This window comes from Mesorhizobium sp. P2_E9 (assembly GCF_056403815.1).
The window spans coordinates 94,626-120,929 of the sequence record NZ_JBFUET010000003.1 but is presented as its reverse complement, the minus strand read 5'-3'; the positions used below and the strand labels follow the sequence as shown (position 1 = coordinate 120,929).

The window sequence follows — 26,304 nt, the reverse complement described above, 5'->3', positions numbered from 1 at the left end:
TTGATATGAAATGCGACACCGAATGCGACAAATTTGGGCAGCGTGCCTGAAATTTACGATTATTTACAAGGCATTAATCGGAAACATGAGCCGCTATGCGGCTTGCTCATATGCGCCATGCGTTGGCGACATGGCTCCAAAACTCATTTGAATACAAATAAAGTGCAGAGGGCCAAGGGGTAAAGTAGAGAAGGCCTGCCGGGCTGGGTGCGCGCGGCAGGCCTTCAGCATTTGGTACACACGGTTTACTTTGCTCCAGCCCAGGATCCAACGCCGTTGCGAATGCCGGACTTGCTGTCGGAAGCTTCAGGCCAGCCGATATCCTTCTGCAGTTCGATCGGCAAGGAGCGGATGGCGCGTTCGGTCTGGTAGCGGGCGCGGGCCGCGCTGAATTCAGTCGCGATGCGACCGAGGGACGACAGGATAGACATTTCCTTCTCCTTTGGTGGCGGGTCGGAGATATTCCGGCCTTTGATGGGGCCTTACACGCGGCGTGTTTCAACCCCATTTCATGTCGATTACAGGTCTGTGTCGTGGTCGTTTCGTGGCTGCTTGTGGCAGCTACCTGCTTCGATGGAGTTGACTATCCTCCTGATCTGATGTTCAATCAAACGAAATGGAATGATGCTTTGTATCAGAAAAATTGAAGGTCGCTTCCCATGAACGCCCCGCTCAATCATCCGCTACCACTGCTCGATCTCGACGTTTTGCGCACTTTCGTGGCGATCGCCGAGACCGGCAGCTTCACCACCGCCGCCAATGCCGTCTTCCGCACGCCGTCGGCCGTCTCCATGCAGATCAAGAAGCTGGAGGACATTCTCGGCCGCTCGGTGTTCGCGCGCGACGCCCGCTCGGTGTCGCTGACCACGGACGGCGAGATGCTGCTCGGCTATGCCCGCCGGCTGCTGTCGATCAACCGCGAGGTGGTCTCGAAGTTCATCATTCCCGAGATTGTCGGCGTGGTGCGGCTCGGTTCGCCGGATGATTACGGCGAGCGTGTGCTGCCGCATGTGCTGAAGCGCTTCGCGCAGTCGCATCCCTCGATCGCCGTCGACGTCACCATCGACCAGAGCAGCAATCTGCGCCGGCGCATGGACGACCGCGCGCTCGACATCACGCTTCTGACCAATTCCTACAAGACCAGCGCGCTCGGCGCCGAGGTGCTTTTGACCGAGCCGATCGTCTGGGCCGGCGCCAAGGGCGGCTGCGCGCATCTGCGCGAACCGCTGCCGGTGTCGCTGTGGGAGGAGGGCTGCGCCTGGCGGGCCGGTGCGCTCGATGCGCTGGGACGCGAAGGCCGCAACTACCGCATCGCCTATATGAGCGCACACACGGCCGGCCAGCGCGCCGCGATCATGTCCGACCTCGCGGTGGCGCCGCTGCCGAAGTCGTTTCTGGGCAACGACATGGTCGAACTCTGCCCGAAGGACGGCATGCCCGATATCGGCACCTACAATCTGGCCATGGTGGTGGCGCCGGACGCCAGCGCGCCGGTCAAGGCCGTCGCCGACCATATCCGCGCGACGTTCGAAGTGTTCCGGGAAACCGGCAAGTTCTGATCCGTCCGGATCAGACCGAAAGCAGAAGCGCTACTCCGCCGCCTCGGCGGAGGGCGCTTCGAACCTTGTTTTCGTGTCTTGCCTGATCGGCGAGGGGCTCTCGTTGAGAAACGCCACGATGTGCAGGCGGGCGCGCCGCGATTCCGGCATGTCGAACAGTGGCCAGACGTGGAACATGCCTTGCTCATGGATAACGTCGACCTCGGCGCCGGCGGCACGCGCCTTTTCCGCGAAGACCAGATTGTCGGGGGTCAGGAGATCACGCGAGCCCGTCAGAAGCAGTGTCTTGGGCAGCACGGAGAGATCACCGTAGAGCGGGCTGATGTGCCAGTCGCTGCGGTCGATGCCGGCACTGTACATCCGGATCGCTTCGAGGCCGCCTGGAATGCCGAGCCAGGGGTCGTTGCGCTCGGCCTCGAACAGCTTTGGGTTGGAAAGCGACATGTCGACGCCGGGCGAGATCAGCACATGGCGCGACGGCAGTGGCAAGCCTTCTTCGGCAGCCATCATGGTCAGCACCACGGCCATGTTGCCGCCGGCGGAATCGCCCATGAAGATGATGTCTTCCGCCTCCGTCTCGTCGAGCATCTGGCGATAGACGTCGCCGACCATGCCGAACATGGCGTGGAAATCGTGTTCCGGGGCGATGGGATAGATCGGCACGGTGATGCCGTATCCCAGCTGGTCGGCCATGTCGGCGATCAGGTGCCAGTGATAGGGCGTGATCTCAAACACATAGGCGCCGCCATGCAAATAGAGGATGCGCTTGTGCTCGCCGGCCCTCGGAGCGATTTCGTAGACCGGAAAACCGTCGACGGTGCGTGTCTGGATGTCCAGGCGCTGCTGCAGCGAGGCGGGCGGGTGATGATCCTCGGTCTTGCGCGCGGCCGCGATCCAGCGCTGCAGGTTTTCCGGGCTGGAAAACGCCTTTTTGCGGCTGTACCTGAGCACGAAGGACACGACGTGGCTTTTGAAACTTGGCATGCGGATACACGAACTTCGGCAAGAGCCGACTAAGAGAAACCTCCACTATTTCCGAAGATCGTACCTTGGCCGAGAAAGTCAAGTTTTACGCAGTGTCCACACGGCGCTGTGATCCGCGCCGCCGTGGTCAGCGGCGCGGCAAAAGTGCCGCGCGCAGCTGGTTGCTGGTTGCCGCCGGGGACGTGCGAGACCCCCGGCGCTTGCCGAGCAATTTGCATTTGTCGGCGAAGCTCATCAGCGCGACGTACCCAGAAGCAGCGAGGTGAGCGCGGCCTGCGGGTCGCTGGGCGGAGAAGCCGGCCAGCCGATGTCCTTCTGGACATGCGCCGGCAGGCTGTTCAGCGCGCGGATCGCCTTGTTCCTGGCATGGGTCTGCCTGATGGCCGCACCGAAGCGACCGAGATTTCCGAACATCGACATTTTCATCTCCCTTGAAGAACGGCCTCGGCCGAGGTCTATCTTCGGCCGCCGTTCGATGCGGGGTAAATGCGCCTGCCATGTATCGGATGGATTTCGCGAAAACAGCGTTTCGGTTTCCGGATCGGTTCGATCCGGAAACATTTGCATGCAAATGAGTTGAGATTCGAGGCGACCTGTGAAGGTCGCTTCTATTCCCGGCTGCGTCTTGCCGCGTGGCCTTCGCGCGAGCGGCGGCGCGGGGCGGCGTCGCCGGCGACACCGTCCTCGCTAACCGTCTTGCGCGGCGGCAGTTTCACCGCCGCCGACAGTTTCGGGAACGGATCGACCTTGTTGGGCAGCGCCATGGCGTAGACGAAATGCTCCTGGAATTTTGGCTCCAGCGCGGTCTCGATCTTTTCGATCTGGCTCACCGTCTCCTCGATTTCGCGGCGATAGCCACGATTGAGCAGCGCCATGCGTGCACCGGCACCAGCGGCGTTGCCGACGGCCGAAACCTTGTCGAGGTCGCAATCGGGGATCAGGCCCAGCACCATGGCGTATTTCGGATCGATGAAGGAGCCGAAGGCGCCGGCGAAATGGATGCGGTCGACATGCTCGGTGTTCTGCTTTTCCATCAAAAGCTTGGTGCCGGCATAAAGCGCTGCCTTGGCGAGCTGGATGGCGCGCACGTCGGTCTGGGTGATGGTGATCTTCGGCTCGCCTTCCTTCAGCACATAGGAGAAGGTGCGGCCGTTGGCGATAACTCGCGGCGAGCGCGCGGACAGTGAGCCGTCGACGACGCCGTCCTCCGAGATGATGCCGGCGAGATACATCTCCGCCACGATCTCGATGATGCCGGAGCCGCAGATGCCGGTGACGCCGGTCGCCTGCACGCTGTCGAGGAAGCCCGGTTCGTCGGACCACAGCTCGGAGCCGATGACCCGGTACTTTGGTTCCAGCGTCTCGGGATCGATGCGCACGCGCTCGATGGCGCCGGGCGCGGCGCGCTGGCCGCCGGAGATTTCGGCGCCTTCAAAGGCCGGTCCGGTTGGCGAGGAGGCCGCGACTACGCGCGTGCGATTGCCAAGCACGATCTCGGCATTGGTGCCGACGTCGACGATCAGCATCATCTCGTCCTGGCGATGCGGACCTTCCGACAGCGTGACCGCCGCCGCGTCAGCGCCGACATGGCCGGCGATGCAAGGCAACATATAGAGGCGCGCGCCCTGGTTGAGCTTCAGGCCGATGTCGGAGGCCTTGATGCGCACCGCGCCCGAGACGGCGAGCGCGAAGGGGGCGCCGCCGAGTTCGGTCGGATCGATGCCGAGGAACAGATGGTGCATGATCGGATTGCCGACGAAGACGGAATCCAGGATGTCGTTGCGCTGGACATTGCCTTCCGCACAGACCTTGTCGACGAGGCTGGAGATCGCCTCGCGCACGGCCACCGTCATGCCTTCGCGGCCGTCCGGGTTCATCATCACATAGGAGACGCGGCTCATCAGATCCTCGCCGAAGCGGATCTGCGGATTCGAGGTGCCGGAGGAGGCGGCGACGCGGCCCGACAGCAGCGACACCAGATGCATGGCGATGGTGGTCGAGCCGATGTCGCAGGCCAGCCCATAGGCCTCGTTCTTGAGGCCCGGCCACAAGGCAATGACCCGCGCGATGTCGCTGTCGGCATCCTTGTGGATGGCGGCGGTGGCGGTCCAGGTGCCCTTGCGCAGGATGCCCTGCACCTGCGGCAGCAGGTAGAAATCGAATTCGAGGTTTTTAAAGCCCCAATCCTTCATCAGCGCGATCTTCAGCCGGTCGAGATCGCCGAGCGGCTTGTGCATGTCGGGCTCTTCGATCTCGACATAGCACATGCGGATCGCCGTATCGCGGGCGATCACCCTGGTGTCGGCATCCTTGCGGATGGTCTGCGCATTGATGACCGTATCCTGCGGCACGTCGATGACGAGGTCGCCGAGGATCTGCGCCGAGCAGGAAAGGCGGCGCCGTTCGGGCAAGCCGCGCACGCGTTCGTAGCGCTCTTCCTTGGGTCCCTTGGGCGAAATGTGGTCGTTGGAGGAGACGATCTTGTGCTTGGCGAAATTGCCTTCCTGCACCTCGATCTGACAGCGTCCGCAGGTGGCACGGCCGCCGCACACGCTCTCGACATAGACGCCAAGCTGGCGCGCGGCATCGAGCACGGGCGTGCCGACGGGAAACCGCCCGCGCTTGCCTGACGGCATGAATAGCACGAGCGGATCGGTGATGTTGGCAGGTGAATTCACGATTGCGCGCTTATCCCCGACCCATCCGGGCTTCACGGCCGCCGCGGCGGCGGCCGCCGTTGGCGGCGCCGTCGCCCGGTGCATTGACCTGCGTCGGTGCCGCAACTGCCTGGCCACCTTCGGCCGGCTTGTAGTCCTTGTAGGTGCGGATCCAGTTGGTGCAGTTCTCGTCGGTGCCGTTGAGCACATTGGCCCCGCGCACGGCTTCCATTTCCTGCGGACGCACCGGGTTCATGATCGCCGAGGTCATGCCGGCGCCGATCACCATCGGGATGAAGGCGGCATTGATGCCGTGGCGATGCGGCAGGCCGAACGAAATGTTGGACAGGCCGCAGGTGGTGTTGACCTTGAGCTCTTCGCGCAAGCGGCGCAGCAGCGCAAAGACCTGGCGCCCGGCATCGCCCAGCGCACCGATCGGCATGACCAGCGGATCGACGACGACGTCGTGCGCGGGAATGCCGAAATCGGCGCAACGCTGCACGATCTTCTTGGCAACGGCAAAGCGCACGTCCGGATCCATCGAAATGCCGGTCTCGTCGTTGGAGATGGCGACGACCGGGACGTTGTATTTCTTGACCAGCGGCAGGATGGCTTCGAGTTTTTCTTCCTCGCCGGTGACGGAGTTGACCAGCGGGCGGCCCTTGGCGACCTTCAGCGCCGCTTCGATCGCGGCGGTCACCGAGCTATCGATGGACAGCGGCAGGTCGACCAGCCCCTGCACGATCTCCAGCGTCTGCACGAGAAGGCCGGGTTCGGTCTCGTTCGGGTTGACCGAGGTGACGCCGGCGTTGACGTCGAGCATGGTGGCGCCGCAGGCGGCCTGTTCCAGCGCGTCCCTGATCACGGTTTCGAAATTGCCGGCGATCATCTCGGCGGCGAGCTTCTTGCGACCGGTCGGGTTGATGCGCTCGCCGATGACGCAGAAGGGCTGGTCGAAGCCGATGATGATCTCTCGTGTCGCCGAGGCGACGATGGTCCGGGTCATGAAGTCTCTCCGCCTTGATATAAAGTGCTTCTTTATATCGTCTCTGGTTTCGTTCCAGGGTCTGGTTGGGCCGCGCTCAGTGCGCGGTCTTTACCATGTCCACCTGTGTTTCGGTAATCTCGTCGTGCAGTATGTGGTCGAGTCGGTCGGCAACCATCTGGTCGTCGCGACGGATCTCGCGCTTCCACGGCTGGCGGCCCTTCAGCACGCCCGATTCATCGACGATCTCGGCGACATATTCCTCCTGGCGATAGGCCATCACATGGATGCCCGAGATACCGGGGATTTCCTTCACCTCATTAATGATGTCGATGCAGAGCTGCTTGCCTTCCTTCTTCTGGTCCTGCGCGCCTTCCAGCCGCTTGATGATAGCGTCCGGGATGTGGATGCCCGGCACGTTGTTGCGGATCCACTTGGCCGTCTTGGCCGAGGCGAGCGGGCCGACGCCGCACAGCACGAACACTTTTTCGGTGTGGCCGAGATCGCGCGCCTTCTGCATGAAGGTCCTGAACATCGGCACGTCGAAACAATACTGGGTCTGCACGAACTGCGCGCCGGCGGCGATCTTCTTGCCGAGATGGATCGGGCGAAAGTCGAAGGGCGGCGCGAACGGGTTGACGGCAGCACCCAGGAAGACCTGCGGCGGGGTCGTCAACTTGCGGCCGGACAGGAACTTGCCGTTGTCGCGCATGATGCGGACGGTTTCGAGCAGCGACATGGAATCGAGGTCGAACACCGGCTTGGCGCCGGGCTGGTCGCCCGCCTGCACACCGTCGCCGGTCAGGCACAGCATATTGGCGACGCCCATGGCCGCGCCGCCCAGCACGTCGCCCTGGATGGCGATGCGGTTCTTGTCGCGGCAGGCGATCTGCATGATCGGCGCATAGCCCATGCGGGTCAAAAGCGCGCAGATGCCGACCGACGACATGTGGCAGTTGGCGCCCGAGGCATCGACCGCATTGATGGCGTCGACCCAGCCATCGAAAATCTTCGCCCTGTTGTAGACGTCTTCCGGGTCGGCACTGTCTGGGGGATTGAGCTCGGTCGTCACCGCGAATTCACCGCGCCGCAGCACGCGCTCCAGCCGGCCGCGCGAAGAATGGCCGGGCAGGGGATCGAGCGGCAGATCAATGCCGGCCGGGTTTTCGTCGCGTTGACGGCCGATCATGCGGCGGCTCCGGTCTTTGGCGCGGCCGCGGCTTCACGGGCTGCCGCCGCCTGCGCGGTGACCCGCAGCCAGGCTGAGGTTTCGCGCAAAGACTGGTCGACAGGTTTCTGCACGGTCAGGATCTTGTCTGAGTTGACCATGTTCTGCGAGCCTTCCCAGGCCTTGACCCAGACGCAGGGCATATCGGGCTCGACCTCGCAATTGCCATTGGCGCGCACACCGCCGCAGGGTCCATTCCGCAGCTGCTTGGGGCAATTCATCGGGCACGACATGCCGGTCGAGGACAGGATGCACTGGCCGCACATGCGGCAGTCGAACATGAAGCCTTTTACGCGTTTTTCGACGAACTTGATGGGGGCCTCGACGCGCCCATAGCCAAGGCCTTTCCAAAGCGGGTGGAGCAACAGAAACATGTCGGCAAAACGGGCATAAAACCATTCGAGCAGGCGCGAATGGCGGACCGACCACAGCCTGATCGCAAACGAGCGCTGCACGCGCCGCTGCGGCGACACGTCGGCCGGCTTGTAGTCGGATTTCGGCGCTGCCTTCTTGACCTGAGTGGCCTGGGTAACCGCCGGTTGTGGATCAGACATTTTCTTTTCCGCCCGCCTTGACCAGAGCGACCAGCCGCTCGCGGTCATATTTCGTGTCGAGGTCCTGAAAAGCCTTTTCGACTTCGGCTTCGAGATCGTCGCCGACCGGAATCGGATCGGCCTTGCGCCATTCGGCGAGATAGTCGTCGGTGCCGCCGGCGCCGGTGCGCATGGCGCACATGTCGATGGCCTCGGTGAAGCGCAGCGGCAGTTCGCGCTTGGCGTTTTGCCGGCCCTTCTTGACGATGACCTGGGCAGGGATGTCGCGCCAGTAGACGACGATAAGATCGGCCATGAATTCTCGCTCCTCGAACTATCGAGCATTGCCGCATGCGCCGTGGGGCCGCTTGTTATGGGACGACGCGCGCGCATTCAAAAGCGACGCATTTCAATGTCGTAAAATGAAAGGTGCGTTTATTCGTTTGCGATGTGTGCCGGCGGCAGGGTCGACGTGCCAAAAAGGCCGTCGCGTCTTATGCGGTTCCGGGCTGAAAAAACCTACCAGATTCCGGTTCTGAGGCCGGTCCAGACGTAGAACCAGATCGTCGGATGATACCACAGTTTCGAAGGCAGGCCGGGATCGATCGTCGTCAGTTTTCCTGCCAGTGCATCGCGGACGGCCTCGACGCAGATGTCGCGCGAGAACGCCGTCTGGCGTAGCGCGTGACTTGAGATAGTGTCGCCTTTTTTCGATCTGCCGCGCGCCTGCTTCAGCACGCCACCGGTGTCGACGCCAGCGTCGACGAGGTGGACAGTCGTGCCGAAATTCTGCACATCGCCGGATACCAGAGCCCAATAGCCGCCATTCATGCCGCGATATTTCGGCGTGATGCCCGCATGGTAGTTGAGCACGGGGCAGGGCATTTTGCTCAGCATCTCGGCCGAGATCAGTCGGCAACCGTTGAGCAGCACCACGCCTGGCTGGATTTTCTGGATCGCCTGCAGACATTCAAGCCCATTGGCCGAGGCTACTTGGATGATCTCCTGGCCCGGTCGGGGCTCGACCTCCAGCTTCTCCTCTGCAATCAACCGCTCGGCATGGTCAGCGAGGAGCCGTTTGCCCAGCCTGCTCAACACCATCGTGCCAAGCTGGCCCATGGCCGAGATCCAGCCCTGGCGGCGAGCCCGACCACGCAGCAATTGCTTTTTGGATTCAGGGGTTTCGAGGACGACGCTGACACGACCAACGCGATCGGCGATTGCGTTGATCATAGCCCAGACATGCTGGCCGCCGCCGGTCACGACGACGATCGGCGCGCTGTTTCCACCCGGTGAAGACATTGCCCACTTCCCTGCCTTGCACGCGGCCGCCTGCCGCATGCTGCTGGCAGGAATTTGTGCCGGATTGGGGTTAAATCTTGATGACCACGCTCAGCGCTTGAACTCGATGATGTCGAGCTTCGATTCGTAATAGGGCGCGGGCAGTTCGATGCGCCATTCCTTGGCGCCGGTGCGGAAGGCATAACCGACCTGGTCGGTTTGCGGGCCGCTGCCATAGGGTTTTGCCCGATCGTCGTTGACGGAGCCGGAGCCGAGATAGATCGCGCGCTTCTCGTTGTCGTCGAAAAAGCGGCCCTGGGTTCGCTGCGAGCCGCTGATCTTTTCCAGCCGCCAGCCGGAGCCATCGTCGGTCACCTTGCATTTGAACCAGCCATAGATGACGAGCGGGCTCAAGCCACCCGCCTTGATGGTGCGGCACTGCCAGTTGCCAGTCAGGTCCTTGTCGGAGAACGACACCAGCGGCTTGGCCAGCAAGGCATCGAGCTGCTTGACCTCGGCTGGGTCGCCGGCCTTCGCCTCGGCAAGGGCTGCCTTGCGCGTCTCACCATATTTGTCGAGGCGGGCTTTGTCGGCCGGCGTGATCAGCTTCTGCACCGCGCCGTCGGCAAGAGCGGGCAGGGTGCAGCAGAGCAGGCCGATGGCGGCGAAAAGGGGACGAAGGATCATCTGGAACTCCCTGAATCTCTAAAATGGCAGTCGATAAAAATGGCAGTTAATGTCTGGAGCGGCGCCCCTGCCGGCTAATGCCTGACTTTACCGGGTCGCTCGCGCCTGTCATCCGTGCTTAACAGCGTCACCGTCAAAAATCATGGTGTGACGCATGCGAATCTTGCTCACGGGATCGTCGGGTTGGCTGGGCAGCGCGCTGGCGCCGCGACTGCGCAGCCTTGGTCACGAGGTGATCGGGCTCGATCCCGCTCCATCAACGGAGACGCACATTGTTGGCTCGATTGCTGATCGTGACCTGGTCATGCGGGCGGTCGGAGATAATGGTATCGAAGCGATCATTCACAGCGGCGCGCTGCACAAGCCCAATATAGAGAGCAGCGCCAACAGCGATTTCGTCGCCACCAACGTGCAGGGCACGTTGAACCTGCTCGACGCGGCGGTGGCGATCGGCGTGCAGCGCTTCGTCTTCACCTCGACCACTTCGCTGATGATCTCGCAAGCGATACGCGACGGGTTCAAAGGCGGCGCGCGCACGGCCGCCTGGTTGACGGAGGCGATGTCGCCCGAGCCGCGCAACATCTATGGCGTGACCAAGCTTTCGGCCGAACATCTCTGCCGTCTCTACCATCTTCAGCACGGCCTGCCGGTGGTCGTGCTGCGCACGGCCCGCTTCTTTCCCGAAGCCGACGACATGGCGCATGCGATCGAACAATCGGATGCCAACACCAAGGCGAACGAGTTTTTGTTCCGGCGGTTGACGGTGGAAGATGCGGCGCAGGCTCATATCGCTGCGCTGGAGAGGGCGCCGCTTCTCGGCTTCGACACGTTTATCATCTGTGCGCCGACTCCGTTTCAGCCCGACGACCGCGATGCGCTGATCAGAGACGCGCCATCGGTCGTCGCGCGCTATTACCCGGACTTTCCAGCACTCTACGCGCGAAAGGGCTGGACGATGTTTTCCTCCATCGACCGGGTCTATGACGCGTCGCGGGCGAGAGACCGGCTGGGTTTTGTCTGCAAGACGAGTTTTGCCGATGTGCTGGCACAATTGCGGGCTGAGGAGAGCGTCTCCTAGGAGTCGTCAGGCGTGCGCGGCCGCTTGCGCCATCCCGGCCGTCAGGTCGCCATAGCCGGTCGGGCGCCGCTCATAGGCGAGGCCGAGCAGGCTTGCTGCCTTTTCCGCAACCTTGTCGAGTTCCGGATCGTCGGTCTGGGCGAGGTAGATCAGCTTCTCGTAATTGCCAAAATAGTCCTTGATCAGCTCCGGGTGCTTGTCGAGGCCTAGCGGCTTCATGAAGAAGGCATCGAACTGACGGCACAGGAAGTCCGTCATGTAGAAGGACATCATGTCGTCGTCGGCGATTTTCGCGTAGGCCTCCATGCCTTGATAGAAGGCGAAGCAATGCGGTCCGGCCATGCGCTCGACGCCATGCTTCTCCAGGACGCGGTCAAGCAGGCCGCCGGTGCCGCAATCGGCATAGCCGACGAAAATGTGCTCGTATCCCTCCGCCTTGGCCTTCTCGATCGCCTTGTCCATGGCGGGCGCGATGCGGTCGGGATAGAAATGAAACTCCGCCGGCAGACAGGTCAATTCGAGGTGACTGAGGCCGAGCTGTTCCTTGACGGCCAAGACCTCGCGCGCAATCATCCCGCAGGCGATGACCAGCAGCCTGTCTGCTTGATTCGGTTTCGTTTTCTGTGTCTTGGCCATGGAACCAGTCAAAGCGGGCCTTCGTTGCTGTGGGGCTAACTTATCTGTTGAGGGAGACACCGTCCATGAAACTGCTACGCATCGCACCGATTGCCATTCTTGCCTGTGCCCTGGCCCTTTCCGCTTGCGCGAACACCGTTCGCGGCGTCGGCAAGGATGTCAAATCGACAGCCAGGGCGGTCAAGGACACTGTCGCCAACTGATCGGCAGCCTCGTCCATCATCTGGGAACAAAAAAGCCGCGCTGCAAGGCGCGGCTTTTCTTGTCGGTCCATCCTGATGCCTTGGGTCAGGCCGAAGCGCGGACGTTGTGCTTGCGCTTCATGAAGTCCTTGGCGGTCTCGACCGCCACCGCGGCATCGCGGCAATAGGCGTCGGCGCCGACGGCCTTGCCGAATTCCTCGTTGAGCGGCGCGCCGCCAACCAGCACGACGTAGTCGTCGCGGATGCCCTTTTCCTTCATCGTGTCGATGACGACCTTCATGTAGGGCATGGTCGTGGTCAAAAGCGCCGACATGCCGATGATGTCGGGCTGGTGCTTTTCGATCGCATCGAGATATTTCTCGACCGCATTGTTGATGCCGAGATCGATGACGTCGAAGCCGGCGCCTTCCATCATCATGCCGACGAGGTTCTTGCCGATGTCGTGGATGTCGCCCTTGACGGTGCCGATCACCATCTTGCCCTGCTTGGGCGCGCCGGTGGCGGCGAGCAGCGGACGCAGGATGAACATGCCGGCCTTCATGGCGTTGGCCGACAGCAGCACTTCGGGAACGAACAGGATGCCGTCGCGAAAATCCTCGCCGACGATGCGCATGCCTTCGACCAGCGCTTCGGTCAGCACCTTATAAGGCACCCAGCCGCGCTCCAGCAGGATGTTGGTGCCTTCCTCGATCTCTTCCTTCAGCCCGTCATAGAGATCGTCGTGCATCTGCTGCACCAACTCGTCGTCGGAAAGTTCAGAAAGGATGATCTCGTCGTCGGACATTTTAATCCAGCTCCTCACGGCATCGCGACTGCGTCGCAAGGCACAAAATATTGGCGTTCATACCTAACCCGCAACGGGCGGGTATCCATAGCTGATTTGCGACTTCCCACAAAAGGAAAGCGACTGGAAAATCTATTGGTTTTCTTGTCGATTTTGCGACAGGCGTTGGCGCGGACGGGCCGTTTCGAATAGGGTGCATGGCTACGATCCGGCGAAAGCCGCGCCACGCGGCCGCAACGGTTACGGACCAGCCATCGTCAGGCCAGGCCATATTCAGGGAAGAGCGATCATGAGCGAACACGCGGCAGTCGACCAGGAAGCGTCAAACGCACGGCGTGGACGCGCTGCCAGCGGCGGCGCGGCGGCAAGGCGCGCCGCGCGCTCCGGCGGTGGCCCCGGCACGCAACTCACCTACATCAAGCGCAAGATCAACGTCTATGAGGTGCTCGACGAGGAGGGCCTGGCGCTGATCGAGAAGAACACCGACACGGTTCTGGAAGAGATCGGCATCATCTTCCGTGACGACGCCGAAGCGCTGCAGCTGTGGAAAGAGGCCGGCGCCGACGTCAAGGGCGAGCGCGTGCATTTCCCGAAGGGACTTTGCAGGTCGCTGCTGAAGACCGCGCCGTCCGTCTACACCCAGCATGCCCGCAATTCGGAACGCTCGGTGCAGATCGGCGGCAACGCCACTGTCTTCGCGCCGGTTTACGGCCCGCCCTTCGTGCGCGATCTCGACGGTGTCAGGCGCTACGCGACGATCGAGGATTTCCAGAATTTCGTGAAGCTCGCCTACATGGCGCCGTCGATCCACCATTCGGGTGGCACGGTCTGCGAGCCGGTCGATGTGCCGGTCAACAAGCGCCATCTCGACATGATCTACAGCCACATCAAATATTCCGACAAGCCGTTCATGGGCTCGGTGACCGCACCGGAGCGCGCCGAGGACACGGTGGCGATGGCCAAGCTCGTGTTCGGCGACGATTTCGTCGAAAACAACACGGTGCTGACCAGCCTGATCAACGCCAACTCGCCGATGGTGTTCGACGAGACCATGCTTGGCGCGCTCAAAGTCTATTCGCGCCACAACCAGGCCTGCATCGTCACGCCGTTCATCCTGGCCGGCGCGATGAGCCCGGTGACGGTCGCCGGCACGCTGACGCAGGTTCTGGCCGAAGTGCTGGCCGGCGCCTCGTTCACGCAGCTCATCCGGCCGGGCGCGCCGGTGCTGTTCGGCACCTTCGCCTCGTCGATCTCGATGCAGTCGGGTGCGCCGACCTTCGGCACGCCGGAACCGTCGCTGGTGTCCTATGGCGCGGCGCAGCTCGCACGCCGTCTCGGCCTGCCGTTCCGCACCGGCGGTTCGCTCTGCGCGTCCAAGGTTCCGGACGCGCAGGCGGCCTATGAGAGCGCCAACACGCTGAACTCGACGATCCTTGCCGGCACCAATTTCGTGCTGCATTCGGCCGGCTGGCTCGAGGGCGGGCTGGCGTCCTGCTATGAAAAATTCATGATGGACATCGACCAGCTCGGCATGACGCAGAAATTCTCCGAAGGCGTCGACCTGTCGGAGAACGGCCAGGCGATGGACGCCATCCGCCAGGTCGGGCCGGGCAGCCACTATCTCGGCTGCGACCACACCCAGGCGAATTTCCAGACCGCCTTCTACCGCTCCAACATTGCCGACAACAATTCCTACGAACAGTGGCTGGCCGAGGGCGAGAAGACCGCGCCGCAGCGCGCCAACGAACTCGCCCGCCGCTGGCTGGAAACCTACGAGGCGCCTTATCTCGATCCGAGCATCGACGAAGCGCTGAAGGACTTCATCGCCAAGAAGAAGGGGTCGATGCCCGACGCCTTCACTTGAAAGGAGCCCGAGTCAGGCGGGGCTAAAGTCGCCAACATCATCCACAAGGAAGTCTGGCGGAGCGCCTTCTCCGATCCGGACAAGAAGGGATGATTGCGCGAGGCATGATCGAAGAGATCACGGCCGCGCTCGGCGCCAACGGCCTCATCCTGCGGGGTGGTTTTGTTTTTCCTGAGAACGAGGACGCCCCTCATGGCGCCTCGGGCGCTTCCGCCAAATCCGTGCTGCTGGTGGGGCAGGCGGGGACGGCACCCTGGCCGCATTTCCTGCGCTGGCGCGAAAACCAGCCGCAGCAAATCGCCAATCCACTCGACAGCTGGTCGCGAGAGGTCATCGGTGATGTTGCGCAGGCATTTGGCGCGCGCGCGGTTTCGCCCTCGGACAAGCCCTATTTGCCGTTCCAGCAATGGGCGATGCGGGCGGAGGGGTTAAAACCGTCGCCACTCGGCATCCTCATGCATCCGCAATACGGACTTTGGCATGCCTATCGCGGTGCGCTGCTGTTCGAGGACGAGATCGCGCTTCCGGAGCGGGGCGAGGCAATCCACCTTTGCGACGCCTGTGTCGACAGACCTTGCCTGAAATCGTGTCCGGTCGACGCCTATTCCATCGAAGGATTCGCCTACCCGGCCTGCCTGGCGCATGTGCGGGGGGCGAATGGCGAACCGTGCCGGAGCGGTGGCTGCCTCGATCGCAATGCCTGCCCCTATGGCACGGAATATCGCTATCCGCCTGATGTTCAGGCCTTCCATATGGCGGCATTCGCCGGCCCGTAGTCGTCACGCGATCCTGCACGAAATGTTGACGGCCATCTCTAGGGAATGCCTTGCCGTGGCAGGCCGCGCGGATATGTATCGCGCATCTGACAAACGGAGCAGGCAATGACGAAGCAGGACCTTCAGATCAAGACCCGTGATGGTACAGCCAAGGCGGGCCTGTTCCGATCGGCCAAGACCTCCCCGGCCAAGGCCGGTGTCATTCTCTATCAGGATGCCTTTGGTCCGCGCCCGGCGCTCGACGGCATGGCCGAGCGGCTGGCGAGCGAGGGCTATGCGGTGCTGGTGCCCGATCTCTTCCATCGCAATGCGCCCTATGGTCCGTTCGACGCCAAGACCGCCTTCACCGAGGAAAAGACCAAGGCAGCGCTGATGGCGCTGGTCACCGGGACGACGCAAGAAATGACCATCAGCGATAGCGCGGCCTTTCTCGAAGCGCTCGCCGGCGAAGGTGTTACGGGTCCGATCGGCACCGTCGGCTATTGCATGGGCGGCGCGCGCGCGTTGAACGCAGTCGCAGCCTATCCCGACCGGATCAAGGCCGCCGCCAGTTTCCACGGTGGCAATCTCGCCAGCGATGCCGCCGACAGCCCGTATCGCCACGCCGCGTCCATCAAGGCGCGTGTCTATGTCGGCATGGCGGGCGTCGACAGGAGTTTCCCGCCGGAGCAGTCGACGCGATTGGCCGAGGCGTTCAGGGAAGCAGAGGTCGATCATGTGCTGGAGAATTATGTCGGCATGGCACATGGCTGGTGCGTGCCCGACCACAGCGTCTACAACGAAGCCGGCGCCGAGCGCCATTGGAGGCGATTGACGGCGCTGTTCGCCGAGACGCTGGTCTGAGTTTTCGCACGGCTGTTCTTGCCTGTTGGCGACCCGACCCGTTCGCGGTATCAGGCAGCCTGAAGGACGGCCCCCCGAATTGAGCGGGGGCCGAGCGGGAACAACTGGCCTGATGCAATCCTACGATGTCGTGATCATCGGCGCTGGCGCCGCCGGAATGATGTGCGCTATGGAGGCTGCCAAGCGGGGCCGTTCGGTGCTGATCCTCGATCACGCGGCAGCGCCTGGCGACAAGATCCGTATCTCAGGCGGTGGCCGCTGCAATTTCACCAACATCCACGCCAGCCCGAAGAACTTTATCTCGGGCAATCCGCATTTCTGCATCTCGGCGCTCAGCCGCTACACACAGCGCGACTTCATCGCGTTGGTCGAACGGCATAAGATTGCCTATCACGAGAAGACGTTGGGGCAACTGTTCTGCGACGGCTCCGCGCGCCAGATCATCGACATGCTGGTCTCGGAAATGCAGGGCAGGGGCGTCGAGCTGGCGCTCTCCGCCGAGGTCAGGGATATCAGAAAAACCATGGAGGGGTTCGAGCTCACCCTCTCCACCGGTACGGTCACTTGCCAGTCCCTGGTGGTGGCGTGCGGCGGCAAGTCGATCCCCAAGATGGGCGCAACGGGTTTCGGCTACGAGGTCGCCGAGCGGTTTGGACTTGCCATTGTCGAGACGCGGCCGGCGTTGGTGCCGCTGACTTTCGATGCCAAAACGCTCGAGCGGCTGGCGCCCTTGGCCGGCAACGCAGTCGACGCGGAAGTCAGCTGTGGCAAGACGCGCTTTTCAGAGGCCATGCTGTTCACGCATCGCGGCGTCAGCGGGCCATCCATCCTGCAGATCTCATCCTATTGGCGCGAGGGCGACGAAATCCGCATCGCCATGCTGCCCGGGATCGATGTGGCGGACGTCATCCGCACAGGCAAGCGCGCCAATGGACGGCAGGCGGTGCAGACAGTGCTCGCAAATCACCTGCCGAAACGGCTTGCACAGTCGATCGCGGAGCGCACCGGGTTCGACGGCAACCTTGCCGATTTTTCGGATGCCCAGATTAAAACGGTCGACGCCGCGGTCAACGACTGGCGCATCAAGCCGGCCGGTTCGGAAGGCTACCGCACCGCCGAAGTGACGTTGGGCGGGGTCGACACCAACGCACTGGACCAGAAGACGATGCAGGCGAAATCCCTGCCGGGCCTGTTCTTCATCGGCGAAGTCGTCGATGTCACCGGCTGGCTGGGTGGCTATAATTTCCAGTGGGCGTGGTCGTCGGGCTGGGTGGCGGGGCAGGCGGCGTAAGGTCGAAAGCGCCAATTCGAAAAAAACTTTGCATCACCCCAAGGATTAGCCATTAGCCTTCGTCCAACAGGCAAATGATGGCGATGATGCTGGATGAGAGCGAAGCCTCCGACGCCGAACTGATCGGGCGGGCGAAGGGCGGAGACAGGGGGGCCTTCGGCAAATTGCTGGAGCGCCACTACGACTTCGTCTATCGCGCCGCCTATCGCTGGTGCGGCAAGAAGGCCGATGCTGAAGACATCGCCCAGGAAGTCTGCGTCCGGCTCGGCAAGGCGATCCGCGATTACCGCGGTGGCGGCGCTTTCACGACATGGCTCTATTCCGTGACGATGAACGCGGCGCGCGACATGATGCGCAAGACCGCCCGCGAGACGGTGAGGACCGAAGCCTACGGTGTCCACGCGCTGATTTCCGGCGAGGCGCCGGCCGAGAGCGAGGATCCGGCCGAGGCGCTGTGGGCGGCGGTGCGGCAGCTGCCGGACAAGCAGCGCGACGCCGTGCTGCTTGTCTATGGCGAGGGCTTGAGCCACGCGGCTGCCGCCGAAGCGATGGCGATCTCGGAGACGACGGTTTCCTGGCACATCCATGAAGCGAAGAAACGGCTGAAGACGCTGATGCGCTCGGCCGGGGAAGTGTGACCATGGTCGACGACAACGAACTCAACAGACTGCGCGATATCGCAGCACCGGCACCGGGCGAGAGCGCGAAGGCGCGCGCTTTCGAAGCCGCCCTGCGCGCCTATGATCAGGAAAATATTTCTGCCGTCACCCAAGGATCGGTCGGCGGCCTTCGTCTCACAGAGCGAGCACAAAAGCTCTGGAGCGAGATCATGCAAAAGAAACTCATTGCCACGCCGGCCATTGCCGGGCTCGTCGCCCTGCCGATCGCCGGATACGCCACCTTTCATCTGCTGAGGGAACAGCCGCCCAAATTCGGCGGCGACGAAAAGATCACCGAGACGCTGGCCGACAAGCCGGCGACTTTGAAGCCGGCCGAGCCGAAGCCGGTTCCGACCGGGTTGGAGAAGGACAAGAAAGCCGACGCGGATGTAGAAAGCCGCGACGCGACCGATGCGCTTGTAGCGCCGGCTTCGCCGCCCAAATCCGAATCGGCCCAGGCCGGTGGCGTCGCTCAGCAAACTGCGGCGGAGCGCGGGGTGGTGACCGAGCCGGCACCGCCGGCGCCGACGGGTGAGTTCGCGCTGGATGGAACAGTAAACGCGCCCAGCACATCGCGGGTCGCCCGCATGCCGGCTGCCGAGTCCAAACTGATGGCGCCGCAGTCCGCCGTGGCACCGGCGGATCAGATCGCGCCGCAAGAGGAAAACCGCAACCGCATCGAGGGCGTCAAGACCAATCCGGTGCATGCGGCACTCGAAGAGCCGATCTCGACCTTCTCGATCGACGTCGACACCGCCTCCTATTCCTTCGTGCGCCGTTCGTTGAAGGAAGGCTCGGTGCCGCAGGCCGACACGGTGCGCGTCGAGGAGATGATCAATTACTTCCCCTATGACTGGAAGGGGCCGGATTCGGCGTCGACGCCGTTCAACTCGACCGTCAGCGTCATGCCGACGCCGTGGAACGCGCACACCAAGCTGATGCATGTCGCTATCAAGGGCTTCGACATCAAGCCGACCGAGCAGCCGAAGGCCAATCTGGTGTTCCTGATCGACGTCTCGGGCTCGATGGACGAGCCGGACAAGCTGCCGCTGCTCAAATCGGCATTCCGGCTGCTGGTCAGCAAGCTGAAGGCCGACGACACGATCTCGATCGTCACCTATGCCGGTGAAGCCGGCACCGTGCTGATGCCGACCAAGGCTGCCGAGAAGGACAAGATCTTCAACGCCATCGACAATCTGACGCCCGGTGGCTCGACCGCCGGCGAGGCCGGCATCAAGGAGGCCTACAAGCTTGCCCAGCAATCCTTCGTCAAGGACGGCGTCAACCGGGTGATGCTGGCCACCGATGGTGACTTCAATGTTGGCCAGAGCGACGACGATGATCTCAAGCGCCTGATCGAACAGGAGCGCAAGAGCGGTGTCTTCCTGTCGGTGTTCGGCTTCGGCCACGACAATCTGAACGACCAGATGATGCAGACCATTGCCCAGAACGGCAACGGCACCGCCGCCTATATCGATACGCTGGCCGAGGCGGAGAAGGTGCTGGTCGAGGATGCCTCCTCGACGCTGTTCCCGATCGCCAAGGATGTGAAGATTCAGGTCGAGTTCAACCCGAACAAGGTCTCCGAATACCGCCTGATCGGCTACGAGACCCGGGCGCTCAACCGCGAGGACTTCAACAATGACCGCGTCGATGCCGGCGATATCGGCTCGGGCCATTCGGTCACCGCGATCTACGAGGTCACGCCGAAGGGCAGCGGCGGCGAGCAGATCGACCCGCTACGCTATGGCCAGGCGACGGTCAACAATGGCGGCGTCGCCAATGCGGATGAATATGCCTTCGTCAAGATCCGCTACAAGCTGCCGAATGAAGACATCTCGAAGCTGATCACCACGCCTGTGACATCGGCCAACGAGGTGGCGTCGTTCGACCAGGCCAGCACCGACCAGCGTTTCTCCGTCGCCGTCGCGGCCTTCGGCCAGAAGCTGCGCGACGAGGATGCGACCGCGAAGTTCGGTTACGACAAGATCATGGAGATTGCCACTGCCGCCCGAGGAGCCGACCCGTTTGGGTACAGGTCCGAGTTCCTTTCGCTTGTGCGCCTTGCCTCGGCGCTGGGCGGTAACCGGTAGTGGCGATGACGGCCGGTTTCTTTCAGATGGGATCGTTCTGATACGGGAAACCGGCCTACGGGCGGGTGAGGCAGGCCGGCGAGGGATCATTCCCTTGCCGGCCTTTTTTTCGGATCCATTGATATTCAGGTGAGGCCGGCCTGCAAACTATGGTTTCCTGTGCTTCCGGTGCTCACGTACCCAAAAGTACGCTCCGCTCCGGTTCTCGGAACCCATCGTTTTCGGCTCGGCCTGACCTGAATCTCAACGGATCCTCGGGACGGCGATACCCGCATGATCGTTAAACTTCGCGGCATTTCCGGTACCGGATCGCAATGTCCTCTTGTTACACCGGACAGGTCTACGGGGCTTGAGGGAGCCGGAATTGCAGATCAGGACTATCGCCAACTCGATACCGCCGGCACGAGACGCTTCGTCGGTTTCGTCGGCCCCATCATCCGAATCCAGGCGCATCAGCGACGATGTCGCGCAGGCGCGTAACACTGCCATGTCGGCGCTGACCAACGACCGCTTCCGAGCAATGTTGGAACAGATCAGCGATCCGGCGTCATCCGGCGCGCTGATGACGATGCGCGGCGACAACGTGGTCGACTTCAAGTCGGCGCAGTCGAGCTACGCCGACAACAGCGAATAATCAAAAACGATCGCGTCAGGCCCGGCTGCGGCGCCGCTCACGGCGGGCTTCGCTGGTCTCGGCGGTGTTTTTCGTCGCCACCTTGTTGCGCATCGGGCCGATGCGCTCGACGATCGCCGCGACCGTCGGACGATCCGCCTTGGTGTGGGCGTCGAGCGCCTTGCGCATCGCGGCAAGGTGCTGGAACGAGGTGCCGCAGCAGCCGCCGACGATTTTCGCACCGGCATCGACCGCGAGACGGACATAATCCGCCATCAGTTCCGGCGTGCCGGAATAATGGATCTCGGTGCCACGGAATTCGGGAATGCCGCAATTGCCTTTGACGATGACGGTCGCCTGCGGCTTCGCCTCGGTCATGTCGAGCAGCGAGGCCAGGATGTCGGAGGCACCGACGCCGCAATTGGCGCCAACGCCGAGCGGAGCTTCAGACAGCCCGTCGACGACGCCGTGGATGTCCTTGGGCAGCAGGCCCATCATGGTGCGGCCGGCGGTGTCGAAGGAGCCGGTATAGGTGTAGGGCAGGCCGACGCGGATCGCGGCTTCTGCGGCGGCGCGGATTTCGTCGGGCGCCGACATGGTCTCGATCCAGGCAACTTCGGCGCCGCCTTCCTTGAGACCCTCGATCTGCTCGGCAAAGGCATCGACCGCCTCGTCATAGGTCATGGCGCCAAGCGGCACCAGCAATTCGCCGGTCGGACCGACGGAGCCAGCGACGATCACCTTGCGGCCAGCCTTGTCGGCAACGGCGCGAGCGATCTCGGCGGCGCGCTTGTTGAGTGCATGCACACGGTCCTGCGCATGGTGGAGCTTCAGCCGGTGGCGGGTGCCGCCGAAGGAGTTGGTCAGGATGATGTCGGCGCCGGCATCGACGAAGTTCTGGTGCAGGCTGGTGATGGTGTCGGGGGCGGTCTCGTTCAGCAGTTCCGGCGCTTCGCCGGCCTCCAGGCCCATGGCGAACAGATTGGTGCCGGTGGCGCCATCGGCCAGCAGCACGCCCTTTTCAGCCAGCAGGGCATCGATCGGATTGGTCGTCGTCATCGGATTGGCTTTCGTGTTACGAATTCGAATAAGGATATAAAGAAGTCTTTATGTCCAGTCAATGATTTGCCGCGACCTTCCGGCAAGGCGATTGGCTTGGCCCTCGACCATGTCGGGGCCAAGCAATCGAATGACCACGACTGCCATCGATCAGACAGAGCCTGACGGGAACGACATGCCGGCCAGATTGCGCGCATAGGCGGCAGCCTCGTGCGGGTTGATGTCGGCGGCACGGATCAGATTGTCGAAATGCTGGGTCAGCGCCTGGATCGGCTGGGTGGCGTTCAACACGACATACATGTCGCCGACGTAGATGGCGGCGCGGTAGGGGCCGAAGATGGTGAGCGGGATCGAATAGCGCATGCGGCCGTCGTAGAGAAACAGGCGGAAGGTCGGGTAGAGGTCGTCGAGCAATGTCGCCATATGGGCGAGCTGTTGCCTACGGTCGGCTTCGGGAAAGCGATCCCAGACACCGAGGCCGCGCGCGAAAATCTCCAGCGTGTGGCGCGGCATGCAGACTTCCATGTCGGTTTCCGGGCGCCGGTTGTATTCGATGCGGTATTGGGTCTCGCTGGCCTGGGCCAGACGGCTCCTGTTGGTGATGTTGGCCTCGTAGTCGACCAGCGCGCGGGTTCGCAGCAGGTCGGGAATGCCTGCCGGCACATAGCGGATCTTGGTGCCTGCGGCTTCAGCGAACCATTTGGCGAGCAGCGTCCGGTCGAAACCATCCGGCGCTTCCTCGATCTCCAGGCTTTCGCGGATTTCGCCGGTGACGCCTTCGTCCTGGCTCAAGCCCAGCAGCCAGTCGAGCGACACTTTGAATTCGGCGGCGATGTTGAGCAGCGTTTCGGCGCGCGGCAGGCGCGTCGAGGCGCCGGACATCAGCTGCGACAACGCCGATCGATCGATGCCGACAGCTGACGCGAATGCCGACTGGTTGAGGTCGGACCGTGTCAGGAGCAGCTTCAAACGCTCCCGAAAGATTGCTGACAGGTCGCGTTTGTCCATCGTCCGCTCCTCCGAATCTTGAGGAAAAATTTGCGCCGAATCGGTCCAGCCGGGTGCCTCAGGCGTAAATGAATCCCTAAGCTTGTTTACAATGTGTAACATGTGCGGTCAAATATGCGCAATCGCAACATTTTGTACACTTTGTCTCGTTGAGTGGAATCACTTCTCCTGACACTATGCTGTCAGGAACCACTGGGGGTTCCGGCGACTGAGGGACAGTGGTCGATAGCATGACAGGCAAGAGCATCAAGCGACGCAACGCACCGGCCATCGAGTGGCCGACCGTGGTTCTCGCTTTCTTCTGTTACGGAACATGGCTCGCCACCGGTTTCCTGCTCTGGCCCTCTTACCCCATCCTCGCGCTTGCCATCCTTGGCTTCATCCTGGCATTGCAATCATCGATCATGCACGAAGTGCTGCATGGCCATCCGACGCGCAGTGCGCTGATCAATGAAGCCTTCGTCTTCCTGCCGATCGGTCTGGTCTGGCCGTTCCGGCGCTTCAAGACGCTGCACTTGCGCCACCATGCCGACGAGCGGCTGACCGATCCGCTCGACGATCCGGAAAGCTATTACCAGGCGATGTGGCAGCATGACGAACTGCCGCCGACGATGAAATTCCTGCTCAAGATCAACAACACCATGGCCGGCCGTTTCTTCCTTGGTCCGTGGCTGTCCTGCATCGGCTTCTTCATCGACGATGCCAAGCATATGATGGCCGGCGACAAGGCGATCCGCAAAGCCTGGCTGCTGCATGCGATCGGCCTCGCCATCGTGGCGCCGATCGTGCAATTCGGTTTCGGCATTCCGCTCTGGCTCTACATTCTGGCGCCGGTCTGGCTCGGCCAGTCGCTGATTGCGATCCGCACCTTCGCCGAGCATCAATGGTCCGAGCACCCGGAAGGCCGCACGGTGATCATCGAGCGCTCGCCACTATCGTTCCTGTTCCTCAACAACAATCTGCACTTCGTTCACCACAAGACGCCTGCTGTGGCCTGGTACAGACTGCCCAAGCTGTTTCGCGAGCGTCGTGACGAGTGGCTGCGAATGAACAATGGCTATGCTTACCCGAACTATTTCGCGCTGATCAAAGCCTACGCCTTCAAGGCGAAGGAGCCGATCGTGCATCCGGTGCTGCGGCGCGCGCCTGAGCACGGCCGGGCCTTCCAGCCGCGCATCCGGGCGCGCAACGTCAGTGGGCTCGGCACCGCGCCGGTGCCCGCCGAGCCGCCCAAGGAATAATTCGGGCATCCCTGGGGCCCGTGTCGGCCAATTCTGATTGGACGCCGCGTTTTTGCGATCCTTTCTTCAGACGTGATGATTGAGTGTCGGCATGAGCGAATTGATTGCGGCGTTGCCGATGTATGACTGGCCGGAAGTGCGCGGCGAGGTTGACGCGCAGTGGGCACGTCTGCGCGATGCCTTCGGCCTAAAGGGCCTCGATGCGCCGCAAACCATCGTGCGCCGCAATGGCGATCTGCCGCCGGTGCCGGGCGGGATATTTGATGCCGAGGGAGCCTTGATCGCGCCGGACCCAGCGACATTGCCGCCCGACGAACTCGATTATCACAAGCTTTGGCTGCACCCCGCGCTTCTGTTCGCACAGACCTGCTGGGGGCCGATGGAGCTTGGCCTGTCCAGCCATGTGCAGGTGGTCGGCCAGCCGAGCTACGACGCCTATGAAGGCGGGCAGGGCGAGCTATATTCCAGTGCGCTGGTGATGCGGACAGGCGAGGGGCCGGAGGTTCGGTCACCCGCGGACGGCAAGGCGGTGCTGCCGCTCGATCTCATCCGCGGCAAGCGCATCACCTTCAACAGCCTCGATTCGATGTCGGGCATGATCGGGCTGACGCGCGACCTGCAGGCAGCCGGCGAAAGCCTCGACATCTTTTCGTCGCGCATTGAAAGCGGCGGTCATCGCGCCTCGATCGTCACCGTTGCCGAGGGCAAGGCGGATGTCGCTGCGATCGACTGCGAAAGCTGGGCGCTGGCGCAGCGTTTCGAACCGGCGGCGCAGAAAGTGGCGATTGTCGGTTGGACCGCACGGCGCAAGGGCTTGCCCTTCATCACGGCCAAGGCGACGCCGGAAAAGACAGTCAAGGCAATGCGCGAAGCCCTTGCTGGGTTAGCCGAGCAGCCTCGCATCCAACGGGTAGATTGAAAGTTTCTGGTTGCCGGTCTCGGTGATCAGAATCTGCTCCTCGATCTTGACGCCCTCGCGGCCGCCAAGCCTGCCAATATAGCTTTCCACGCACAGCACCATGCCTGGTTCCAGCACGCCGTCCGGCGTGTCCGGCGTCCAGTCGCTGGCATGCGGCAGCGTCGGGTATTCGTCGGCCAGGCCGACGCCGTGATAGAGCACGCCATAGCGGGTCGGGAAACAGTCTCCAGGCGGCACCGCTGAGCGTTCGACAAGGTCGCGGAACGAGGTTCCGGGCCGCATCAATTCAGTGTTGTGCGTGATCTGGTCGGCGGCAATGCGGAACAGATCGCGCTGTTCATTGGTCGGCTTTGCGTCGCCGCACAGCCAGGTGCGCGACAGGTCGGCGCAGAAGCCGTAGGGGCCGATCAGGTCGGTGTCGAAGGCGACGAGGTCGCCGGATTCGATCTTTCGCGACGAGCATTCCTGGAACCACGGATTGGTGCGCGGGCCTGATGCCAGCAGCCGCGTTTCGATCCACTCGCCGCCGCGCGCAATGTTGCCGCGATGCAGTTCCGCCCACAATTCGTTCTCGGAGATGCCGGGCTTCAGAGCCTGTTCCATCTCGCCCATCGCCGCCTCACAAGCGACGATGGCGCGGCGCATGGCGAGGATTTCGTCCGGCGATTTGATCAGCCGGGCATTCTCCATCACCGCTTCGCCATTGCCGATGGAGACACCAAGCCGCGCCAGTTCCTCGACACCTTCCGGATTGATGTGATCGACGGCGATGCGGCTGTTGCCGCCGCCATGTTCCCTCACCAGGTCGGCAATGCCGGCGGCCCAGCGGCGGACTTTCTGCTCGGTCAGTTCGCCGCCGTAGAGATACATCCACGACACGGCCGGGCGCACCTCGTCGACGACGCCGGAATGATCGGACAGATGCTCGCAGGAGAAATAGTCGAACAGGACCACCGGCCCTTCGGTGGCGACGAAACAATGCCGCGTCGGATTGTGCGCCACCCACAGCTGCATGTTGGTCGAGTCGGTGGCGTAGCGGATGTTGACGGGGTCGTAGAGCAGGGCGCCGGCGTAACCGCGCCGTTTCAGCTCGGCGCGGATGCGCTCCAGCCGGTATCCTCGCATCGCCGGAAGATCGGGCGCGGCAATGCCTGCCGCAGCCCATTCAGCTTCAGCCTGGGCTCCAAAGCCCAGCACATGCTGGTTAAGCGAAGCCGCTTTCTGGCGGGAGGCGTCGCGCAGGGCCTCGATCGAGCCTGGCTCGAACGGCATGATCTTGCGGTGGCGGCCGAAGCCGCCTTTTGGCCCCGCGCTGTCCATGGT

At 62.6% G+C, this 26,304-nt stretch carries 27 protein-coding genes; 12 read left to right on the top strand and 15 right to left on the bottom strand.

Translation table 11 applies throughout. The features are described from left to right. Window positions 1–245 precede the first annotated feature (245 nt). Window positions 246–431 (bottom strand): hypothetical protein, encoded by a 186-nt coding sequence (locus AC1D05_RS06620; protein WP_477439344.1) that lies wholly within the window; start codon window positions 429–431, stop codon window positions 246–248. Between the two features lie 228 nt (window positions 432–659). On the opposite strand from AC1D05_RS06620, the gene AC1D05_RS06615 reads away from it, so the two are divergent. Further along, complete coding sequence (locus AC1D05_RS06615) at window positions 660–1,559, top strand: LysR substrate-binding domain-containing protein (RefSeq protein WP_013531163.1); 900 nt, start codon at window positions 660–662, stop codon at window positions 1,557–1,559. 30 nt (window positions 1,560–1,589) lie between these two features. On the opposite strand, the gene AC1D05_RS06610 is transcribed toward AC1D05_RS06615, so the two are convergent. The 9 genes from AC1D05_RS06610 to AC1D05_RS06570 all read right to left on the bottom strand — a co-directional run bounded on the left by AC1D05_RS06610 (window position 1,590) and on the right by AC1D05_RS06570 (window position 9,914). Further along, the gene (locus AC1D05_RS06610) at window positions 1,590–2,543 is read right to left on the bottom strand and encodes an alpha/beta hydrolase (protein WP_477439342.1); all 954 of its coding nucleotides are present in this window, start codon (window positions 2,541–2,543) and stop codon (window positions 1,590–1,592) included. Window positions 2,544–2,777: 234 nt separating this feature from the next. Further along, window positions 2,778–2,963: a hypothetical protein gene (locus AC1D05_RS06605; protein WP_477439340.1), complete on the bottom strand. Its 186-nt coding sequence runs from the start codon at window positions 2,961–2,963 to the stop codon at window positions 2,778–2,780. 188 nt (window positions 2,964–3,151) lie between these two features. After that, the gene (locus AC1D05_RS06600; protein WP_477439338.1) at window positions 3,152–5,221 is read right to left on the bottom strand and encodes an ASKHA domain-containing protein; all 2,070 of its coding nucleotides are present in this window, start codon (window positions 5,219–5,221) and stop codon (window positions 3,152–3,154) included. A 10-nt stretch (window positions 5,222–5,231) separates the two neighbouring features. After that, window positions 5,232–6,206, bottom strand: coding sequence for a methyltetrahydrofolate cobalamin methyltransferase (locus AC1D05_RS06595; RefSeq protein WP_477439336.1), 975 nt, complete (start codon window positions 6,204–6,206; stop codon window positions 5,232–5,234). A gap of 76 nt (window positions 6,207–6,282) precedes the next feature. Then, complete coding sequence (locus AC1D05_RS06590) at window positions 6,283–7,374, bottom strand: methylenetetrahydrofolate reductase (RefSeq protein WP_172227910.1); 1,092 nt, start codon at window positions 7,372–7,374, stop codon at window positions 6,283–6,285. Continuing rightward, window positions 7,371–7,967, bottom strand: coding sequence for a methylenetetrahydrofolate reductase C-terminal domain-containing protein (locus AC1D05_RS06585; RefSeq protein WP_477439334.1), 597 nt, complete (start codon window positions 7,965–7,967; stop codon window positions 7,371–7,373). The genes AC1D05_RS06590 and AC1D05_RS06585 overlap by 4 nt, the downstream gene beginning before the upstream one ends. Then, entirely contained in the window at window positions 7,960–8,262 is a 303-nt protein-coding gene (locus AC1D05_RS06580; RefSeq protein WP_227346844.1) for a virulence factor, read from the bottom strand. The genes AC1D05_RS06585 and AC1D05_RS06580 overlap by 8 nt, the downstream gene beginning before the upstream one ends. Window positions 8,263–8,465: 203 nt before the next feature. Beyond that, on the bottom strand, window positions 8,466–9,287 hold the full coding sequence (locus AC1D05_RS06575; RefSeq protein ID WP_477439332.1) for a formyl transferase: 822 nt from the start codon (window positions 9,285–9,287) through the stop codon (window positions 8,466–8,468). Between the two features lie 51 nt (window positions 9,288–9,338). After that, window positions 9,339–9,914, bottom strand: a complete 576-nt coding sequence (locus AC1D05_RS06570) for a DUF4893 domain-containing protein (protein ID WP_477439330.1) — start codon at window positions 9,912–9,914, stop codon at window positions 9,339–9,341. 154 nt (window positions 9,915–10,068) lie between these two features. Here AC1D05_RS06570 and AC1D05_RS06565 point away from each other — a divergent pair, with 154 nt between their 5' ends. Then, window positions 10,069–10,992, top strand: coding sequence for an NAD-dependent epimerase/dehydratase family protein (locus tag AC1D05_RS06565; protein WP_477439328.1), 924 nt, complete (start codon window positions 10,069–10,071; stop codon window positions 10,990–10,992). 6 nt (window positions 10,993–10,998) lie between these two features. Here AC1D05_RS06565 and AC1D05_RS06560 read toward each other — a convergent pair whose 3' ends face one another. Continuing rightward, entirely contained in the window at window positions 10,999–11,628 is a 630-nt protein-coding gene (locus AC1D05_RS06560; RefSeq protein WP_477439326.1) for a DUF1638 domain-containing protein, read from the bottom strand. A gap of 65 nt (window positions 11,629–11,693) precedes the next feature. Here AC1D05_RS06560 and AC1D05_RS06555 point away from each other — a divergent pair, with 65 nt between their 5' ends. Then, window positions 11,694–11,831, top strand: a complete 138-nt coding sequence (locus tag AC1D05_RS06555) for an EncA/B family entericidin (protein WP_172227922.1) — start codon at window positions 11,694–11,696, stop codon at window positions 11,829–11,831. Window positions 11,832–11,916: 85 nt separating this feature from the next. On the opposite strand, the gene AC1D05_RS06550 is transcribed toward AC1D05_RS06555, so the two are convergent. Next, the gene (locus AC1D05_RS06550) at window positions 11,917–12,615 is read right to left on the bottom strand and encodes a corrinoid protein (protein WP_172227924.1); all 699 of its coding nucleotides are present in this window, start codon (window positions 12,613–12,615) and stop codon (window positions 11,917–11,919) included. A gap of 289 nt (window positions 12,616–12,904) precedes the next feature. Between AC1D05_RS06550 and AC1D05_RS06545 the strand changes: the two genes are divergently transcribed. The 7 genes from AC1D05_RS06545 (at window position 12,905) to AC1D05_RS06515 (ending at window position 20,775) form a co-directional block, all read left to right on the top strand. Next, window positions 12,905–14,479, top strand: coding sequence for a trimethylamine methyltransferase family protein (locus AC1D05_RS06545; RefSeq protein ID WP_477439324.1), 1,575 nt, complete (start codon window positions 12,905–12,907; stop codon window positions 14,477–14,479). Between the two features lie 104 nt (window positions 14,480–14,583). Beyond that, on the top strand, window positions 14,584–15,255 hold the full coding sequence (locus tag AC1D05_RS06540) for a hypothetical protein (RefSeq protein WP_477439322.1): 672 nt from the start codon (window positions 14,584–14,586) through the stop codon (window positions 15,253–15,255). A 105-nt stretch (window positions 15,256–15,360) separates the two neighbouring features. Then, window positions 15,361–16,098 (top strand): dienelactone hydrolase family protein, encoded by a 738-nt coding sequence (locus tag AC1D05_RS06535; protein ID WP_477439320.1) that lies wholly within the window; start codon window positions 15,361–15,363, stop codon window positions 16,096–16,098. Window positions 16,099–16,210: 112 nt separating this feature from the next. Beyond that, window positions 16,211–17,389: a BaiN/RdsA family NAD(P)/FAD-dependent oxidoreductase gene (locus AC1D05_RS06530; protein ID WP_477439318.1), complete on the top strand. Its 1,179-nt coding sequence runs from the start codon at window positions 16,211–16,213 to the stop codon at window positions 17,387–17,389. Window positions 17,390–17,466: 77 nt separating this feature from the next. Beyond that, window positions 17,467–18,027, top strand: coding sequence for an RNA polymerase sigma factor (locus AC1D05_RS06525; RefSeq protein WP_477439928.1), 561 nt, complete (start codon window positions 17,467–17,469; stop codon window positions 18,025–18,027). 2 nt (window positions 18,028–18,029) lie between these two features. Continuing rightward, complete coding sequence (locus AC1D05_RS06520; RefSeq protein WP_477439316.1) at window positions 18,030–20,141, top strand: vWA domain-containing protein; 2,112 nt, start codon at window positions 18,030–18,032, stop codon at window positions 20,139–20,141. 364 nt (window positions 20,142–20,505) lie between these two features. Then, window positions 20,506–20,775: a hypothetical protein gene (locus tag AC1D05_RS06515; protein WP_477439314.1), complete on the top strand. Its 270-nt coding sequence runs from the start codon at window positions 20,506–20,508 to the stop codon at window positions 20,773–20,775. 15 nt (window positions 20,776–20,790) lie between these two features. Here AC1D05_RS06515 and bmt read toward each other — a convergent pair whose 3' ends face one another. After that, window positions 20,791–21,813, bottom strand: a complete 1,023-nt coding sequence (gene bmt, locus AC1D05_RS06510; protein WP_477439312.1) for a betaine--homocysteine S-methyltransferase — start codon at window positions 21,811–21,813, stop codon at window positions 20,791–20,793. Between the two features lie 150 nt (window positions 21,814–21,963). After that, window positions 21,964–22,821 (bottom strand): helix-turn-helix domain-containing protein, encoded by an 858-nt coding sequence (locus tag AC1D05_RS06505; RefSeq protein ID WP_477222167.1) that lies wholly within the window; start codon window positions 22,819–22,821, stop codon window positions 21,964–21,966. Between the two features lie 230 nt (window positions 22,822–23,051). Between AC1D05_RS06505 and AC1D05_RS06500 the strand changes: the two genes are divergently transcribed. Next, on the top strand, window positions 23,052–24,062 hold the full coding sequence (locus AC1D05_RS06500) for a fatty acid desaturase (protein ID WP_477439310.1): 1,011 nt from the start codon (window positions 23,052–23,054) through the stop codon (window positions 24,060–24,062). 91 nt (window positions 24,063–24,153) lie between these two features. After that, complete coding sequence (locus AC1D05_RS06495) at window positions 24,154–24,981, top strand: phosphate/phosphite/phosphonate ABC transporter substrate-binding protein (protein WP_477439308.1); 828 nt, start codon at window positions 24,154–24,156, stop codon at window positions 24,979–24,981. Here the strand turns inward: AC1D05_RS06495 and AC1D05_RS06490 are convergent. Continuing rightward, window positions 24,946–26,301, bottom strand: coding sequence for a M24 family metallopeptidase (locus tag AC1D05_RS06490; protein WP_477439306.1), 1,356 nt, complete (start codon window positions 26,299–26,301; stop codon window positions 24,946–24,948). The two genes, AC1D05_RS06495 and AC1D05_RS06490, sit on opposite strands and share 36 nt — an antisense overlap. Window positions 26,302–26,304 lie beyond the last annotated feature (3 nt).